This window comes from Paenibacillus glycanilyticus NBRC 16618, assembly GCF_004000805.1.
GTDB lineage: Bacteria > Bacillota > Bacilli > Paenibacillales > Paenibacillaceae > Pristimantibacillus > Pristimantibacillus glycanilyticus.
Map to the genome: position 1 here is coordinate 25,545 of NZ_BILY01000028.1, position 16,316 is coordinate 41,860.

At 51.9% G+C, this 16,316-nt stretch carries 16 protein-coding genes; 1 reads left to right on the forward strand and 15 read right to left on the reverse strand.

Going from position 1 to position 16,316, the window contains the following annotated elements:
* Nucleotides 1-26 precede the first annotated feature (26 nt).
* From PGL01S_RS20585 to PGL01S_RS20630, 10 genes are all read right to left on the reverse strand, one after another.
* Nucleotides 27-1,883 carry an LTA synthase family protein gene (locus tag PGL01S_RS20585; RefSeq protein ID WP_127496452.1) on the reverse strand — a complete coding sequence of 619 codons (1,857 nt, stop codon included), beginning with the start codon at nucleotides 1,881-1,883 and terminating at the stop codon, nucleotides 27-29.
* 25 nt (nucleotides 1,884-1,908) lie between these two features.
* Entirely contained in the window at nucleotides 1,909-2,571 is a 663-nt protein-coding gene (locus PGL01S_RS20590) for a TetR/AcrR family transcriptional regulator (protein ID WP_127496453.1), read from the reverse strand.
* Nucleotides 2,572-2,684: 113 nt separating this feature from the next.
* Nucleotides 2,685-3,422, reverse strand: coding sequence for a hypothetical protein (locus PGL01S_RS20595; protein ID WP_127496454.1), 738 nt, complete (start codon nucleotides 3,420-3,422; stop codon nucleotides 2,685-2,687).
* A gap of 19 nt (nucleotides 3,423-3,441) precedes the next feature.
* The gene (locus PGL01S_RS20600; RefSeq protein WP_127496455.1) at nucleotides 3,442-4,116 is read right to left on the reverse strand and encodes a polymer-forming cytoskeletal protein; all 675 of its coding nucleotides are present in this window, start codon (nucleotides 4,114-4,116) and stop codon (nucleotides 3,442-3,444) included.
* 19 nt (nucleotides 4,117-4,135) lie between these two features.
* Nucleotides 4,136-4,765, reverse strand: coding sequence for a YhbD family protein (locus PGL01S_RS20605; RefSeq protein ID WP_127496456.1), 630 nt, complete (start codon nucleotides 4,763-4,765; stop codon nucleotides 4,136-4,138).
* 150 nt (nucleotides 4,766-4,915) lie between these two features.
* Nucleotides 4,916-6,169, reverse strand: a complete 1,254-nt coding sequence (locus PGL01S_RS20610; protein ID WP_127496457.1) for an MFS transporter — start codon at nucleotides 6,167-6,169, stop codon at nucleotides 4,916-4,918.
* Between the two features lie 2 nt (nucleotides 6,170-6,171).
* Complete coding sequence (locus PGL01S_RS20615; RefSeq protein WP_127496458.1) at nucleotides 6,172-6,603, reverse strand: MerR family transcriptional regulator; 432 nt, start codon at nucleotides 6,601-6,603, stop codon at nucleotides 6,172-6,174.
* 219 nt (nucleotides 6,604-6,822) lie between these two features.
* Nucleotides 6,823-7,791 (reverse strand): quinone oxidoreductase family protein, encoded by a 969-nt coding sequence (locus PGL01S_RS20620; RefSeq protein ID WP_127496501.1) that lies wholly within the window; start codon nucleotides 7,789-7,791, stop codon nucleotides 6,823-6,825.
* A gap of 109 nt (nucleotides 7,792-7,900) precedes the next feature.
* Nucleotides 7,901-8,605: a hypothetical protein gene (locus PGL01S_RS20625; RefSeq protein WP_127496459.1), complete on the reverse strand. Its 705-nt coding sequence runs from the start codon at nucleotides 8,603-8,605 to the stop codon at nucleotides 7,901-7,903.
* Nucleotides 8,606-8,620: 15 nt separating this feature from the next.
* Nucleotides 8,621-9,622 (reverse strand): phosphotransferase, encoded by a 1,002-nt coding sequence (locus PGL01S_RS20630; protein WP_127496460.1) that lies wholly within the window; start codon nucleotides 9,620-9,622, stop codon nucleotides 8,621-8,623.
* Nucleotides 9,623-9,768: 146 nt separating this feature from the next.
* On the opposite strand from PGL01S_RS20630, the gene PGL01S_RS20635 reads away from it, so the two are divergent.
* A complete protein-coding gene (locus PGL01S_RS20635) occupies nucleotides 9,769-10,620 on the forward strand; it encodes a pentapeptide repeat-containing protein (RefSeq protein ID WP_127496461.1) in 852 nt (283 codons plus the stop codon).
* Nucleotides 10,621-10,650: 30 nt separating this feature from the next.
* On the opposite strand, the gene PGL01S_RS20640 is transcribed toward PGL01S_RS20635, so the two are convergent.
* The 5 genes from PGL01S_RS20640 to PGL01S_RS20660 form a co-directional block, all read right to left on the reverse strand.
* Entirely contained in the window at nucleotides 10,651-11,469 is an 819-nt protein-coding gene (locus PGL01S_RS20640; RefSeq protein ID WP_127496462.1) for an SDR family oxidoreductase, read from the reverse strand.
* A gap of 110 nt (nucleotides 11,470-11,579) precedes the next feature.
* On the reverse strand, nucleotides 11,580-12,161 hold the full coding sequence (locus tag PGL01S_RS20645; RefSeq protein WP_127496463.1) for a TetR/AcrR family transcriptional regulator: 582 nt from the start codon (nucleotides 12,159-12,161) through the stop codon (nucleotides 11,580-11,582).
* A gap of 205 nt (nucleotides 12,162-12,366) precedes the next feature.
* Nucleotides 12,367-13,419 (reverse strand): hypothetical protein, encoded by a 1,053-nt coding sequence (locus PGL01S_RS20650; RefSeq protein ID WP_127496464.1) that lies wholly within the window; start codon nucleotides 13,417-13,419, stop codon nucleotides 12,367-12,369.
* Nucleotides 13,416-15,191 carry an HSP90 family protein gene (locus PGL01S_RS20655; protein ID WP_127496465.1) on the reverse strand — a complete coding sequence of 592 codons (1,776 nt, stop codon included), beginning with the start codon at nucleotides 15,189-15,191 and terminating at the stop codon, nucleotides 13,416-13,418. The genes PGL01S_RS20650 and PGL01S_RS20655 overlap by 4 nt, the downstream gene beginning before the upstream one ends.
* Before the next feature lie 187 nt (nucleotides 15,192-15,378).
* Complete coding sequence (locus tag PGL01S_RS20660) at nucleotides 15,379-16,236, reverse strand: M15 family metallopeptidase (RefSeq protein ID WP_127496466.1); 858 nt, start codon at nucleotides 16,234-16,236, stop codon at nucleotides 15,379-15,381.
* Nucleotides 16,237-16,316 lie beyond the last annotated feature (80 nt).

Sequence of the window (16,316 nt, forward strand, 5' to 3'; positions counted from 1 at the left end):
GGGGCCTTTGCCTTTCGCTTTAAATCCTATTTATGAGGAAGCTGCTGTACGTAGCTGTCCGATAAGTGCAGAAGCTCAAGCGCTCTATTGTACTCGTCTTCGGTTACGCCGCCTTCCGTCGTTTCCGTGCCGTCGACCACTTTGTGATTCGTGCCGTCTTTGTATTCGATACCCGGAACAAACAAGTTCTCGTTGTCGATTACCGAGCCGCTAGGCAGGAAGTGACGCATTGGAATCAGCTCGGAGCTTTGGTTCAGAAGATCTTCGCCGAAGTGAATCTGATTGGACAACGACGCGCCTACCAGGTTTGCAACGGTTGGCAGAATATCGATCTGACCGCCCACTTTATCCACTACGGACGGTTGAGTTACGCCCGGAACGTGCATAATAAGAGGGATATTGAACATTTCGGTATGACCGTAATCCGTGCCAAGCATTTCTTTCATGAGAGCTTTTTCGTTATCGTCCAGCGAATACAGAGGCAGACCTTGGTGGTCGCCGTACATGAGGACGATGCTGTCATCCCACAGACCGCTCGATTTCAGGCCGTCGATAAACTGGCCAAGCGCATAGTCCGCATAGTTTTGTGCTTTCAGATAACGGGTTACAAGGCTGTCATCCTTGAATTCCGCAGGAAGCTCAATCCGGTATTTCGAAGTCGGAATGTTGTAAGGGTGATGCGCGCTCATCGAGATGACTTGCGCATAGAACGGCTTATCCGCCTGATCCAGCTTCGCAAGCTCAGGAAGAGTCTTCGAGTACAACACTTCGTCCGAAGCGCCGAAGGCTACATGGTCTTCGTCGCCATAGAAGGCTTGATCGTAATATTTATCCCAGCCAAGAGCCGAGTACAGCTCCGTACGATTCCAGAACTCAACCGCGTTCGTATGGAACGTTGCGGTATAATAACCGTTCTCTTTCATCAGCTTCGGCAAGCTTGGCAGTGCTTTGTCGACGTTAACGTCTGTCGCTGCTTTATGCTTAGGCACGTACAGCGATGTATTCACCACATACTCCGCGTCGGAAGTCGTGCCTTGGCCGACCATCGTATAGAAGTTTTTGTAATGCGTAGCTTCTTGAACCAGCTTGTTCATGTTCGGCGTAATTTCAACGCCGCCAACTTTCAGGCCGATCAGGAAATCCTGGTACGATTCCATTTGAAGAATAATGACGTTTTTGCCTTTCGCGGCGCCAAAGTATTTCGGCGATGCCTGCTCGGTAATGCCTTTGAGCTCATCGATCTTGGCCTGCGTAATTTGGTTTATCGGCGTAATCGGCTCTTTCTCCATCATTTTATCAATGATGTTGTATACTTCGTAATCGAGAAGACCCATCTCTTCGGCCTGCTTGTTCTCGTTCATGCTCGCGCGGTTCGGCCATACGTTCACCAGGCAGACGACTACGGACAGGGCGAATACCGCCATCCACGCTTTGCTTCTTACCGGGCGCAGCTGCGCATCCTGGCGTGCTTTCCGGAATCTTGGCAGAATCAGAACGACCGAAATAACGATAATATCAAGGAAGATAAGCAGATAATAAGGATCCATCAGCGAGTAGGTGCTTTCCCCTACCTCAGCCATTTTGTTGGCTTGGCTTAACGCATCCGTATTGACGATAATGCCGTAATATTTGTAATACATCAGTATGGCGAAATATAAGGCCGTAAACAGTAAATTGACAATCATGTAGTAAAGCATCTTGCGCTTGCCGGCAAAAAACTCAATCAGGCAGAATACCGCGACAAAGAACGGAATCTCCGTCATAATGGTCAGCCACGAGAACCCGTTGCCGAAGACGACATCGCGGGCAACGATACTTTTGATCAACAGGATAATAACGAAATAATAGAATCTTCTATTTAAAAATCTAGTTATTAAAGACACCCTAGTCATCACCTTTCATTGTATTTCATTGGGAATCGCACAAAAGAACCTTCGGCTTTTTCTCTGTAGCAGAAGGAGCTCTCCATAGATCTATTGTAAAATCCACATTCTCTTCCATGTGTTTATAAACATCCGGTTCGTTCAGGAGCTGTATCCCAACCGATTTGCTCATAATCGCATGCAAGGTCGTGGACAAGAATTGTCTCGACGCTATCCGGAAATCGAGCGCGCGAATCTCGCCTTTCTCGTGCCGGTCTCTCAGAAACTTCTCAAAAATGGCGCACTGCTCGCGAATCAGCGCCGTTAATTGCTCGGCTTCCTCGAAGCCCAGCAGGTCATTCTCCCGGAACAAAATCCGGGTTAAATCCATGTCTTCCGTAAACAGTTCGTACAAACGGCGCTTAATGGTGATCATCGCGTCCCGCAGGTCGAGATCCTCGATAACCCGTTGTATCTGCTTTATTCCTTCTCTGCGGTGCTCGAAGCTCTCACGTAGCAGCACCGCCATAATCTCCCGCTTGCCGCCCGGAAAATAATGATAAAGGATACCGTCTCCCATCCCGATCTTCCTCGTAATTTCTCGTACCGGGGTGCCGTGGTATCCTTTTTCCGCAAATAATGATTTTGCTGCTTCCAATATTTTTTCTCGTGTCTCAGCGGCCTGCTCTTTTCGGATGTTGCGAGTCATCGTCGCCACCTCCTTACTTCGTAAGCGTAAATTTCACTGAACGATCGCACAGCGAAATTTTAGCGCAAGGCCGAGGTGATGTCAATCGGTCTGCCAAAACATCACAAAATCGCCTAAACTTTTCGGTTATCTCTTACGACGGCGTCTTTTCTTTTTTCGAAATGTTCCTTGAATTCGACAAGTCCAATCTCGCAGCCGGGTCCGATCACAACTTGGTTCCCTCTTACTATATCAGCAATCGTATTTTCCAAATAGATATGATCTCCTTCCATAACTGAGACCGTTAACCTAGCGCTGGAAGAAGGTTTGAAAAAGAAGCTGAGCGGATGCAGCCACTTGGCTTTGCGAACTATTATATGTCCTCCGCCTATCTCATGTGCCTTGCAGTCCCGGTACAGATGAATTTGGAGCTTGCCCGCATTCAGCAAACCGCCGATTTCAAAGATGCCCCGCGCCGTAAACTGCTCGGCCTCGCAGTCGCCCAAGGTGTGCAGCATGCCCCTCAGCTTGATTTGCTCACTGTAGACATGATTCTTCGATTCTATCGTGCCCGCTATATTCAGCTCCCGCAGCTGAGTAGTCCCGCCAACGCTGACCGTGCCTGAAGTCTTGAGCTCTCCCCCGCGAAGTCCGCCCGATACCTCGCAAGTACCCACAATGTTCATTTTATCGGCCGCTACCGTTCCGTCTACCTCCAGCGTGCCCACGCAGCTAAGCTTGGCGCAGCTTGTATCTCCTTCAATCATGCCTTCTCCGACAATTTTGACGCTGTTGTAGGTACCGCCCATGACGCTGGAGCTGCCCGTGATTCTTAAGTTTCTTATTTCCTTTCCGACCGCCTGCTGATTCATCAGATCTCCTCCTTTTCCGTTATCTTTGGACATGCTTGATGATTTTGGAGCTGCTATGCACATCAAGGCTTTCCTTATATTCCACGCTGCCGATGGTACAGCCCGGTCCGATTCGGACGATTCCCCCGCGCACGATATCCGCCGTCGTATACTCCAGATAGACGTTGTCCCCTTCTATGACTTCCGCGCTCAGCTTGTTGGCGAAGGGTCCCGGAACGGACTGCAGCCATTTGGCGAACCCTTTGCCGGGCTGCTTGCCGACATGAATGCTCTCGCCGCCAATCTCGTTGATATGACTGCTTCCCTGCAGCGTCAGCTTTATTTGACTCGCATTCAACGAATCGATGTCCATCCGGCCGTTTGCTTCGAAGATCTCGGTCTCGCAGCTGCCCTTCACCGTTACCATGCCGTTCATGCGCATCTGTTCGCCCGTGACGGGTCCGCCAAAGCTTACTTTGCCTTCAATGTTAAGCTTGTCGGCATGCAATCCCCCACGGATTGAAGACATGCCGTTGATAGAAGCCGTTACCGCCCTTACATGCCCCTGAACGTCGCCCTTGCCGTTAATCGACAATTCATAGCAGCGGACATCTCCTTCAATCTTGCCAACTCCCTCAATCTTCGCCAGATGAACGTCTCCGCCCCCGGATCTGCCGATTCCGGTAATAAGTATTTTTCGTTGTTTATCTCCCATTGTACGTTTCACACCTCCGTCATATCGCCATTAGCTTCAATTTTAATTGCTCGATCATAGCCGGCACATCCACTCGGAGAATGATCTTTACTCCGCTTTCGAAATGAATTTCGCCTCCGGATGGGACAAGAAGAAAGACGGACACGCCCATTTTGCGAAGCAGAATCAACTCGCATTGCTGCTCCTTGAACTTCTTGTAGTGCTCGAGGAAGGTTGGCAGCATCGTTTTGCCCTCATCCAGGCTGATCTCCCCCGTCTGCAGGCAGTAATCCAAAATATAGACGCATAAGGTCTGCTCAAACGTGTACATTTCCGATTGTCCGATATAGGATTCGGCTGCTTTTGAGGCGCTTAGTGAAACAATGTTTCGTTCTATTAATTCCTTCATCGATATCGAAATGGCCTTTGAGGCCGGCGAGAACATATCCGCCAGCTCATCCAAGGAAAGATCGTCCTTCATGTTAACGATTTTATCGATTCGGTCCAGGATCTTCTGCTTTGGAAAAAAGGTCTCTTGCCCCGTAAAAGCCGACTTGCGGATAAACCATTCCTCCGGCAGCAGGTTCTTCCGCTTCCAGCGGTACAGCTGCCCGTAAGAAATACCCGTAAGCTCCAATAAATCTTTCTTGGATATTAGTTCTTCCTCCATCATTCCGCCCCCTTCGCTCTCAATATAACATAACATTGTTACGTTGTTAAGTCAAAAAGGAAGCCGCCCGCAGAATTAGGCTTCTGCAAGCGGCTTATTTTTACTCTCCCCTCAGTTCCCAGGGTTCATACAGACAGCTTTGAAATCCTTTTAATGGCCGCCCGCATGGTCGACATGCTTCACATGCTTATGGTTCGCTAAGATGAACAAGACCGAAACGATAACAAAACCTGCCCCCACATAGAAAGGAATATGCGGGTTGAACCATTCCGCCAGCTTGCCGGCGAAATAAGGGGCAATCGCGCCCCCGATAAACCGGAGGAAGCTGTAGGCCGCCGACGCCGTCGAACGCTCGACGGGAGCGGCATTCATGACGCCAGTTGTAATCAGGGTATTATTGTTGCCCAGCAAGGCCCCGGCAAAAATAACGCTGGCGATAATGACCCATTGGGTATCCGTCCAGATGGCCATCGCAAGCAAGGTAAGACCAAACAACGTCAGCATAACCGCCATCGATTTGACCGTACCGAATTTGCGCTGCAGCCATGGCGCCATGAAGACGGAAGTAACGGCCAGCAAAATCCCCCAACCCAGGAACACGTAACCAAGCTCGTGGATGCCAAGCCCCATCACGAACGGCGCATAAGCCATAAGCGTGAAGAAGCCGAAATTATAGAAGCAAGCCGTCAGGCCAAAGACGACAAGCGGACGATGCCGCAATGCCCGGAACGGATCAAGCAGCGATGTTTTCTTCGCCGGTGCGGACGATGCCTTGGGAGCTCCCGCTGTTTTGGGCATCATAAAGATAATCGCCAGGAAGGCAATAACCATAAGACAGGCAACGCCGATAAACGGACCTCTCCATGAGATGGAGCCCAGCTCGCCGCCAAGCAGCGGACCTACCGAAATCCCGATGCCAATCGCGGCTTCATAAAGAATGATGGCTTTTGTCACGCCGCTTTTGGACAAGGATACGATAGCGGTTAACGCCGTTGCTACGAAAAACGCATTGCCTAGACCCCAGCCGGCCCGATAGCCGACAAGCGCCCAAATATCGTTCGACATCCCGCCAAGCAGCGAGAATACCGCGATAATGACGACGCCAAGAAGAAGCGTCCATTTGATTCCCAGCCTTGAGGTCACTACGCCGGTGATCAGCATCGCAACCGCCATAACGGCGTTATAGCTGGTGAACAGCAGGCTTACTTCACTGGCCGATGCCTGCATTTCTTCCGCAATAGCTTTCAGGATCGGATCGACAAGACCAATCCCCATAAAAGCGATGATGCCTGCGAAAAAGACGGCCCAGACCGCCCGGGGTTGATTAAAGAACCCGCCTTTTTCAACGGATAAAGGTTTATTGGCAGCAGACGCTGTCGGTTGAGATGAATTTGCCACGCTCATTCTCACTCCTGTTTATATTTCTTTTTGGCTTCGTTGATTCTGTCTTTAAGCTGGTGAATTTCCGACCGCATGCTCTTCATCTTCTCCAGCTTCTGGTCAAGCAGCTCCAGCTGCTTATCTACCGTCTGCTCAAGCTCGTCAATCTTCTGAAGACGGAGCCGGGTGTCCTCCGTCTGCCGGATTTCATCGCGCTGGTTAATGAATTCCTCGCTCATCGCCACGTATTGCTGCAACTCCTGCAAGGAGAAGCCCAGCACGTCGCGCGCGTTAATCAGCTTCTTCAGCCGCTCGACATGGAAGTCGGTATACAAGCGGAAGCCGCCTTCACTGCGCTCCGGCGGAGTCAACAAGCCCAGCTCTTCATAATAACGAAGCGTGCGTTTCGTTAAACCAACCATTTTCGCAACATCCTCGATTTTGTAAAAGATCTTCATCGCCTCTTTCCTTTACTCTCTCTGCTAACTACTCTACACCCAAGTTAATGTTGACGTCAACGTTAACTTTGGAAAAATGACAAAGCTGGTGCCATCTTCCTCCGGGATAAAATTAAGATGCCCTTCGCTCCGCGGACTCATTCCGCGCTAGGCATAACAGAAAAGCCGGAGACGCCTCTAATGATTGCGTCCCCGGCTTCGCCGATCCCTTATTCGATGTTAGGGAACAAGAATAATCTTGCCCGTGCTTTGACGGCTTTCGAGCAGCCGATGGGCGTCCGCGCCTTCCGCAAGCGGAAAAGCTCTGGGCTGCTCCAGCTTCAGACTACCGTCCCGAAGCCAGCCGAACAATTCGTCCGCCCGGCGGATGCGGTCTTCACGCGACGTGACATGATTCCATAGATCCCCGCCCGTTAACGTTTTCGACGTATCCATAAGCATTCGCGGGTCTACAAAAGCCGGGTCTCCTCCCGCCATGCCGAAGAAAACAACCGCCCCTTTTATCCTCACAGCCGTAAAGCTGTCCATTAACGTAGAACCAACAGAGTCATACGCAACCGATACTCCTTCGCCGCCGGTTGACCAGTTCTTTGCCGCATCTACCCAATTGCTGCCGTAGAGCAGCGCTTCGTCGGCACCCGCTGCTAGCGCCGCTTCCCTTTTCGCTTCGGAAGAGACAAGCCCCAGCACGCGCGCGCCCTGCCGCTTCGCAAGCTGCACGAGCAGCTGTCCGACGCCGCCGGCGGCGGCATGGACAAGCACTTCGTCGCCCGTCTGTACGCGATAGCTGTCACGGGTCAAGTAATGCGCGGTCATGCCCTGCAGCAGTACCGCGGCCGCAGTCTCGAAGCTGGTATCGTCCGGAAGCGGTATCGCCTTCTCCGCCGGTACCAGCACCAGCTCCGCATTGGCATGCGGTACATCGCAGAAAGCGATCCGGTCGCCCCGCTTCAATCCGCCTGCGTCCGGACCGGCCTCCTCCACGAAGCCCGCTCCCTCGTAACCCAAAATATAAGGCGGATTCCCCGCCAGATGATAATTGCCCCGCCTGCGGTAAATGTCCGCGTAGTTCAGACCGGCGGCTTTCAGCCGCACCAATACGGTTCCCGGCTTTACCTCCGGCGCGGGAATTTCCCTGTACGCGAGCACCTCCGGCCCGCCAAACGTTTCAAATACCAATGCCTTCATGCTATTCATCCTGCTGCCTCCGCATACGTGCTTAATATTACTCTTATCTTCCCCGGTTGAAGGTTAAATCTTCATCAAATTTAAATCGATCATCCGCATTTCAACGCAGCTACTTCGTAGCCATCATAATGCTCCCGAAATCGGTTGGATCATCAAAGGTTTTGCTCGCCACAGCTTTTCCTTCACCGTTGAGAGCTTCAATCTTGTACGGCTTATCCGCTGCAGCCGGAAGGAGGGCATACCAGATTCTCTGCTGTACGCCTTCGCTAATGATCTTGGCGTTATATTCTCCGGCTGCCTCGCCGCCTACGGTAACTTTGACGCCAGCTACAGCGCTATTCGCAAGCTGTCCGTAAATTATCGGGAACGGGCCATTTATCCCTTTATACTTCGGTATACTCATGAAGTCTAAAGCTTCATTCTGATCGGCAGCAGCGGAATAGCTATAATTTCCACCATAGACCCATTTCCAACCCAGCAAGGTTTTCCGAACGAATTCAAGCCCCAGATTGTTTCCTTCTTTCTGTTCATTCAGCTTATTAAACAGCAGGAAACCTCCGGCAACAGGCTCCCGGTAAATGATATGGGTCCTTGCGTCGTTCCTGAATTTCCGAACGGCTTCCTCCGGGGTATTTCCCAGCGGAATTTTAATCGTTCCTGATATACCCGACGCGCGCGAATATCTCCAATCCGCGATACCACCGGGCCGGTCATAAGCATACACAAATCCAATAAATAAAACTAAACATACCGCTATAGCAATCGCCGTTCTCATGAGCCATATTTGTCTGCCCGTTCGTATTTTCGGATACATGATTGCCTCCTTGCTTTATGTTTGCGAAGCATGCTGAACCAATCCCGCCGAGCGGAATTCCTCCAGGAATTCATTCAGCCAGTCCTCGCCGTAATCAAGCGCGCCGGACTGGGTCGGGACGAAGAGGACATCAAGGCTCATGATCCAAAAACGCCGGACAAGCACAAACAGCTCCACTGCCTGCTCATCCTTTTCGGAAAAAGGCCTTACGCTACGGTATCCGGCCAGCAAGGCCTGCCACAGCTGCTCCTTGTTATCGGCGGATTGCCGCTTTCTGCTCCGGACTTGGGCAAGATCGTACGCCCGCCAGCCGGGCGCCGACCACTCAAAGTCAAAATGGGTGTAGCGTCCGCCCGTCTCAACGGCATTATTGTTGCCATGCATATCGCCGTGGCAGATGCCCCAATCCAGCCCGTCCGCTGCGGCGGAAGCAACTCTATCCTGCAGGGCATCGGCATATTCGCGGAGAAATACCGCCGCCGGATGCTCCTTGCCTATATGGCGAATAATGCGCTGCAAGGATTCCTCCACCAAAAACTCCGTATTCAGCTCCCGGCGCGGAAGCTCTAGCCTGACCCGATCCATCGCCAGATGGAGCTGCGCGGCCGATTGCCCAAATGCGTAACAGCTATCCTCGTCCTGCAGACGGTTCTCAACGCCTTCCACATACTCGAAAAGAACGGCGATCCGCTCCCCTTCCGGCGCGGCAATAACCGAATAGCGGGTGCCGTCCGCCTTTCTAACCGGCCGTGCTATCGAAGCTTGCGATCCCGCCAGCAGCTCTTCCAATTGACCAAGAAGCTCCATCTCATACGCGGCTTCTTTCTTCCCAATCTCCTGCCGGTAGATTCTTAATATATAGGTTCCCTTTTCGGTTTGCACGCGATAGGTATCATTCAAGCCGCGGAGCCAATACACGCATTGGGCCCACGGGCCAAGCTCATACTGCCCGCTAAGGCCGTTCATCAAATAGTCGGGCGCCAGCACCGAGCTGACAGCCATCGGCTGATTGGTCATTTCACATCGGTCCCCTTCCCTATTTCAGTATCTCTATCATAAACGAGCATCACTTCCACATAAAGGAATTTAATTGTTTTATCCGTTTCTATCACGCTCTCCATCCGTTAAGATAGTAAGAGTAGACCCTACAAGGAGGGAATAATATGATCCCTGACCGCAAGCACCTTCGCGGGGATTGCGACAATTGCTTTGGGTTATGCTGCGTTGCGCTCCCTTTTGCCGCTTCGGCGGACTTTGCCATAGATAAACAAAGCGGACAGCCCTGCCGCAATCTGCGGAACGATTACCGCTGCGGCATTCATGCCAAGCTTCGTCAGCAGGGCTTCCGGGGCTGTACGGTGTACGACTGCTTTGGAGCCGGGCAGAAGCTGTCGCAGCATACCTTCGGCGGGCGCAGCTGGCGGGAAGAGCCCCAAGCAGCAAAACTTATGTACGAGGTCTTTCCCGTGATGTGGCATTTGCAGGAGCTGCTCTGGTATTTAGCTGAAGCGCTTGAGAATCCAGCTGCCCAGCCGCTTCGATCGGAGCTGCGTGCCGCATGGGAAGAAACGGAACGCCTTACCGGCTTGGATGCGGAAGCTTTGCTTAAGCTGGATTTTGCCGCTCACCGGGCCGAAATGAATACCCTGCTGCTGAAGACAAGCGAGGTCGTACGGGCTAAAGCACCAAAGTCCAAGACCGATACCCGAAGAAAAAAACCGGTCGGACGCGGTGCCGACCTTATGGGCGCCAAGCTGCAGAACGCCGATCTTCGCGGCGCTAATTTGCGCGGGTCGTATCTCATCGCGGCCGATCTCCGCGGGGCCGACCTTCGTCATGCCGATCTGATTGGCGCCGATATGCGGGATACCGACCTGAGCGGGGCAGACTTAAGCGAAAGCCTGTTCCTTACCCAAGTTCAGCTCCAAGCGGCAAAGGGCAATGCGGACACCAAGCTTCCGCCCGCGCTTAGCCGCCCCGACCATTGGAGCGGCAAAAAGCCGGCCACGTCCTAAGACGAGACCGGCTTTTCTCCCTGCACCGCATTATTGATATTGCGCTGCAATCCGTTCCAAATATTCCTCAATCGGCAGCGATTTTCTCATTTCCGTCAATTGATGGGCAGCTTCTCCGACCAATGTGCGGAACTGCTTGCTTTCTCCCAAGGCCAGACGGGCGATGGCATCCACAATCGTCTGCGGATCATCCAGCTCGCCTTCGGAAGATTTAGCCATCATCCCTTTTACTTTCGCGGTAATGTCGTCATAATCGGTAATCTCTTCGCTGTGGCCCCAGGCGATCTTGCTCACAAAGTTATTGCCCGACGATCCGCCCTGCTCCACCAGTCTCAGCTCAATCCCAAGCGGCTTCAGCTCGTAATACAAGCCTTCGATTAAGCCTTCCAGGGCAAACTTGGACATGTTATATAAAGAACCCGTCGGCACGGCTGTCGTTACGCCCATAAACGAGCTGATCGTAATGAACATCCCCGACTTATTCGCGCGAAAATGCGGGAGCATTGCGCGAATGACGTTAATGGGCCCACGCACGTTAACGCCGAACTGCCAGTCGATTGTCTCTTCCATCGCCAGCTCCAAGGCGCCATAAGCGCCAACGCCGGCGTTATTGATGACAACGTCAATCCGTCCAAAAGCTTTAATCGCATCGGCTACCGCAGTCCGGACCTGCTCCACATCCGTAACATCCAGCTTAAACAGCTTCACATTGCTGTACTGCGTCAGCTCCGTCTCGTTCTCCGGCGTACGCATCGTAGCCGCCACATTCCAGCCCAGCTTGGCAAAATGGATCGCTGTCAGCTTGCCTAATCCGCTGCTTGTTCCCGTAATCAAAATCGTTTTATTCATTATGATTCTCTCCTCTAATTTTTAGTTTTAGATCGAACGTTCATTCTAGTGAATTCAGAAGCCGGCCATGGAAGACCGCGACAGCGGAAGCGTGCTCGTCATTGATCGCGCTATCCTCTAATTGCTCCCTGCCAGCATATTTCTATCGCCTGCCGAATCCCGGCTTCGGTTAAATCCGAATTGCCCTGCAAATAACTTTTCACCATGTAGACCATGGAGCCGTAATGCATCTGGACAAGCAGCTTGGGGTCCATTTCCCGGAACAGTCCTTGCTCCATAGCGTCCGCGTAAAGCTTGTTCATCGGCGCGCACCAGCCGCCGTTATAGGCTTTTTGCTTCACCTCTTCGTAAATATACGGCGAGAAGGAGTACTGCTCGATGAACTGGAAGCCCTCCGGATACTGCCGGCTGGTCTCGATTACGCGTTCCCAGCCCCAGATGAACCGCTCCCGGATCGTTCCTTCCCGGTTCAAGCCTTCCTGGACGAATTGGCCGTTATACGCAACGATAGCCGTGTACAGCTCGTTAATAATTTCTTCCTTGCTGCTGAAGTAATGATAAATGCTGCCCGTCGATACTTTAGACTCCTTGGCGATAAGCGCCATCGAAGTAGCTTGAAGCTCCTTGCGGATAATGATCTGCAGCGTTGTCTCAAGCACGGCTTTCTGCACTTTGTTGTATTGTTCGAACATGTTGCTTCCTCCAACAAGTTAAGATCCACTAGATAGAACGTTCATTCTAGTGCAATTATGTACCTTGCGACTGTCGCTGTCAACTGGTAAGGAGTAGTATGCCTCGCTTTCCGGCAATTACTCAAGCTCTAACGAACGTATCGTTAGAGCCCGCGACAAAAAAAGACGGCTGCCCTAAGCCATTCGGCTTGGGAGCAGCCTATTCTCATGTTCCGTAAGCGGCCTGCAGGCGTGCAGCCATTTTTTCTTTCTCCCGCACCAAGTCCTCTACGAAGGTATTGCCGTTACGGCGGTTAAACGCTTGAGCCAGACGCTCGATCTCTTCATCCAGCCAGGCTAAAGTGACGGTCTCCGCCTCGGCAAGCTTTTTCCTCCGTTTGCCCTTGCTCCATTCCTTCAGGAAAATACGGACGGACAGCATATATTGCAGCCGGTCCCATCCAACCTTGCTGCCTAGACCTAGCCGGATCGTCTGCTCATACAGCTTGACGGCCTTTGGCATATCCGTTACGGTGAAAAACTGCAGGAAGGTGCCGTATTCCTCCAGATAGGACGGCCCTTTAAGGGCACGGTAGGCTTTTTTCGCGGTCTCCAATGCCCGGTCGTATTCCCCAAGCCTAAGCAGCGGCATCATCATTTCGCTGTACGTGCTCTCCGGGATCGATCGGCAGGACAGCTTGCCATCAAGGATAGGCTTCAGCGATTGGAGCCCTTTTTTGTGATGATTAATCGCAAAATGATAGCTGCCGAACATGTTCTGCTCGCAGGCGCTGCAGTCCGACAACGAATCCCGCTTCGCCGCTCTCCAGCTCTTGTAGTAATCTGCCGCTTCGGCAAGCTTCCCCTGCCATAGCATGAGACTAACCCGCTTCTGGTAGTAAACCCGGAGACTATAACCGTAAGCGATGCATTTTTCCTTAAAATCCTCGTAAATCCGCTCAATCTGCTCCAGGCTTAATTCCGGCATCCGCCACACATACCCAAGCACCCATTTATAATGCCACATGATATAAAAGTTCGAATACGCGCCCGGATTCTTCTCGAATTTGGACAAGCACCAGGAGAAGGAGACCAGCATCCGCTCCGGACAACCGCATTCCGGTGCCGCATTGGAGTAGTCCATTCTCGCGTGATAAGCCTCTTCTTCCGTCATATACCGGTCGGCGACACGAATCATCTCCTCCAGAACGGCCAGCTTCTGCTTACCGTCCGGCATGGACCATGTCGAGCGCCTCAGCTCCTGAAAACGGTTCTTCATCGGCCGACCTCGGCGTTCCGGTCAAGGCCCATATTCATGAATTGGAGCAGCGACTCGTTCATCAGCCTCAGCTCCTCGCTGCTCAGCGGGTGGTTCCCCATTAACAGAGCCTGCGTATATAACAGCTCGATGCTGTTCTGCTGGAGCTTAAGATCTCCGGATGCGATCGCCTTGCGGACAATCGGGTTATTGTAGTTGAAGCATAGCCTTGCGTAAGGCTTCTCGTACAACTCATCCTTGATCACGTGTATAACCTCGGCAAACAACGGATTCGCCTGCTCTTCGCTTTCCTCCATCATCTTGAAGAAGTTGACCTCCTGATTAATGTTGAAGAGGACGGGAATGTCCGCAGGCTCGAACCATTTGATCAGCGAACGGCATTGATAAGGCGCTAGCAGCCGGTCCGCCAGGTCCAGAAAAGGCTGCACTTCATCCCGCTCGCTCCGGCCAAGCGATTCGAACCGGCTGGAGAAGCTCAGAATATCGAGCACGCTGACCTGCACCTGTTCGTCAATGGAGGGAAGCCTTCGAATCAGCTCCAGATCATGGACATAACCGCCGTTGATAACCATCATGTTCTGGGCCTTCGCCACGCGGGCTACCTGCCTGAACTCGTCAAAGCTGGAAGTCACCATAATATGACGGTGATTGCGCAAAATATCGGCCATCTTCAAATCGCCGTAGGACGTTTCGAAGCTTAAATGCAGGATAAACAGCTCATACAGCTCATCGTCCTCGGCAGCCATCGTTTTAAGCGAGGCATAATGAATAAGGACAATCCGTGCGAACAACTCCGGATCTTTGTCGGCGAGTTCGATCAGATAACGCTTGATGCAGACGCCAAGCTCATCCCGCACCGCGTAGAAAAGGTCATTTTCCTGGAAGGACTCCCTCGATGCCGTTGGCCGAAGGCTGTTTGTGTTAATGATGCCATTGACGAAAAAGGCCCACGACGGCAGCATATTGTTCATTTTGTCCGACAGCAGGACGCGCTTCAGGTACGCCTTATGACGTTTCTCGTCCTGCAGGCTGACGGAATAAGGCAATATATAAGCAATCCCTTCCGTGTCTCCGATCAGAGACTTCAGAGGAATAATATCCATCGGCTTCTCGTACTCGCTGTCCTCGATATAGGAGATCGCTTCTGCTTTGCCCATTCGCCAAGGAGGAGTCGTATCGTTGATTTGCCGGCTGTCCTTGTCCTCCGTCAGCACGATTGGCGTCTCCAAATATTTGCCGAACCGCTCGAGCTGCTGGTACATCTTGTACCACTCGGCGTATTCCTCGTATTCCGGCTTCAGCTTCAGATACACCGTCGTTCCGATCGGAACCGTTCTCTTCAGCTTATTCGTGACATAGGTGCCATCCGGCTTGCCGCGCCATTCCAGCGAATCTCCCTCGAGGGCGGACCGGGTAATGAGCACAATCTCGTCGCTGATGACGAAGCAGGACAGAAGGCCAACGCCGAACTGGCCGATATAATCGTCCGCCGCATCCTGATCCGCCTTTTTTGTTGTGCTTCCTATCCGCGCCAGAAACTGTTCGATTTCCGATTCCGTAAGACCGATGCCGTTATCCATGAAAGAGATTGTATGCGAGGACGGGAATAGCTCTACCGCTACCTTCCCCTCCGTTATATGTCCAAGTCTCTTTCTCGCCGTCACCGCATCCACCGCATTCTGAAGCAGCTCGCGGACGAATACGCCCGGATCGGAATACAAATGATTGGATAAGAGATCAATAATGCCCTGCAGATTCACTTGAAAATTCATATTGCCCAAACTCTCACCTCACGGTTCATTTCTCGTTTTCCTACTATAAGCCAACAGTACAGTATGAATATCGTCAGGAACAAGGGCACTTATAAGTATAAAAAAAGAAGCGCGCCAAAGCGCAACTGTAAATACGGTTTTTCCCGTTCTACAGTTGCGCCTTCGGCGCGCTTTACAATAACTTTATCTAGGCGTACATCGTTACGATTACGCCGTCGTAATTGTTGCCGGATACCTCGTACGGCTTGCCGTTCCGCACTTGGACGGTGGCGCCGCTTCCGACCATCGGGTAGTAGGCGACGGTATATTTTTGACCGCCTGCCGTGATTGACATGGCCTTCGTTTGCTTCAGCTTGTCCAGATACTGCTCCAGCGTCAGATCCTGCTTATACATGATGGCGCTATGCGCTTTCCCGACGTAACGGAAATGCCAAGGTTCATATTGAATGCCCGTGATATCTTCTTTCCCTTTCGGATACCGCAAAATAAACCCGTATTCCCACGCGTGCTTTTTCAGCCATTTGCCTTCCTCGGCTTCGTCCATCTTTGCAGTGGTTGAACCGATATCCAGCGATAAGCCGAGATTATGCTCGCTGTGGTAAGCAGGAAGCGCATAGTCATGCCCCATATCGCGGTACAGCTGGTCTTGCTTTTCCGCGTCGCGGTAGCCGCTGCTGATGAGAAAATGCTCCACACCGTCTTTTTTCGCTCCTTCCACCATCTCGCCAAAGTCCTTTGCCACCGACTCGGACAGCTGAATCGACGGATCTAGCAGGCCGTAGCCTTGCACCAGATCCGGGCGATCCGATAGCGAGACGATATCCGAGCGTATTCCTTCCGGATGCAGAGCATAGTCGTTATTCACAAGGAGCAGATCCCCCTTATACATCTGCTCCTTGCTTACGGTTATCATCTTGCTGTCTTGCTGCGGCAGCGACCCGTTTTCTATATCAACCTTGTCTTCCCCGGCGCTTTTCACATTAAGCTGCGAGATCCCGTAACTTAACAGGATGACAAGGATAAACGCAAAAACCCACTTCCTCATGGCCCCATTCCCCTTTGCTTTGTTCATGCAACTAAGGATATAGGACACAATTTAAAAAGAAGTGGGGTAAAAGTTAAAGT

What these genes read in the sequence shown, in the direction of transcription:
- PGL01S_RS20590 (WP_127496453.1), bottom strand. Translation starts at nt 2,571, where the DNA reads ATGACTCGCAACATCCGAAAAGAGCAGGCCGCTGAGACACGAGAAAAA.
- PGL01S_RS20595 (WP_127496454.1), bottom strand. Translation starts at nt 3,422, where the DNA reads ATGAATCAGCAGGCGGTCGGAAAGGAAATAAGAAACTTAAGAATCACG.
- PGL01S_RS20600 (WP_127496455.1), bottom strand. Translation starts at nt 4,116, where the DNA reads ATGGGAGATAAACAACGAAAAATACTTATTACCGGAATCGGCAGATCC.
- PGL01S_RS20605 (WP_127496456.1), bottom strand. Translation starts at nt 4,765, where the DNA reads ATGGAGGAAGAACTAATATCCAAGAAAGATTTATTGGAGCTTACGGGT.
- PGL01S_RS20610 (WP_127496457.1), bottom strand. Translation starts at nt 6,169, where the DNA reads ATGAGCGTGGCAAATTCATCTCAACCGACAGCGTCTGCTGCCAATAAA.
- PGL01S_RS20615 (WP_127496458.1), bottom strand. Translation starts at nt 6,603, where the DNA reads ATGAAGATCTTTTACAAAATCGAGGATGTTGCGAAAATGGTTGGTTTA.
- PGL01S_RS20620 (WP_127496501.1), bottom strand. Translation starts at nt 7,791, where the DNA reads ATGAAGGCATTGGTATTTGAAACGTTTGGCGGGCCGGAGGTGCTCGCG.
- PGL01S_RS20625 (WP_127496459.1), bottom strand. Translation starts at nt 8,605, where the DNA reads ATGTATCCGAAAATACGAACGGGCAGACAAATATGGCTCATGAGAACG.
- PGL01S_RS20630 (WP_127496460.1), bottom strand. Translation starts at nt 9,622, where the DNA reads ATGACCAATCAGCCGATGGCTGTCAGCTCGGTGCTGGCGCCCGACTAT.
- PGL01S_RS20635 (WP_127496461.1), top strand. Translation starts at nt 9,769, where the DNA reads ATGATCCCTGACCGCAAGCACCTTCGCGGGGATTGCGACAATTGCTTT.
- PGL01S_RS20640 (WP_127496462.1), bottom strand. Translation starts at nt 11,469, where the DNA reads ATGAATAAAACGATTTTGATTACGGGAACAAGCAGCGGATTAGGCAAG.
- PGL01S_RS20645 (WP_127496463.1), bottom strand. Translation starts at nt 12,161, where the DNA reads ATGTTCGAACAATACAACAAAGTGCAGAAAGCCGTGCTTGAGACAACG.
- PGL01S_RS20650 (WP_127496464.1), bottom strand. Translation starts at nt 13,419, where the DNA reads ATGAAGAACCGTTTTCAGGAGCTGAGGCGCTCGACATGGTCCATGCCG.
- PGL01S_RS20655 (WP_127496465.1), bottom strand. Translation starts at nt 15,191, where the DNA reads ATGAATTTTCAAGTGAATCTGCAGGGCATTATTGATCTCTTATCCAAT.
- PGL01S_RS20660 (WP_127496466.1), bottom strand. Translation starts at nt 16,236, where the DNA reads ATGAGGAAGTGGGTTTTTGCGTTTATCCTTGTCATCCTGTTAAGTTAC.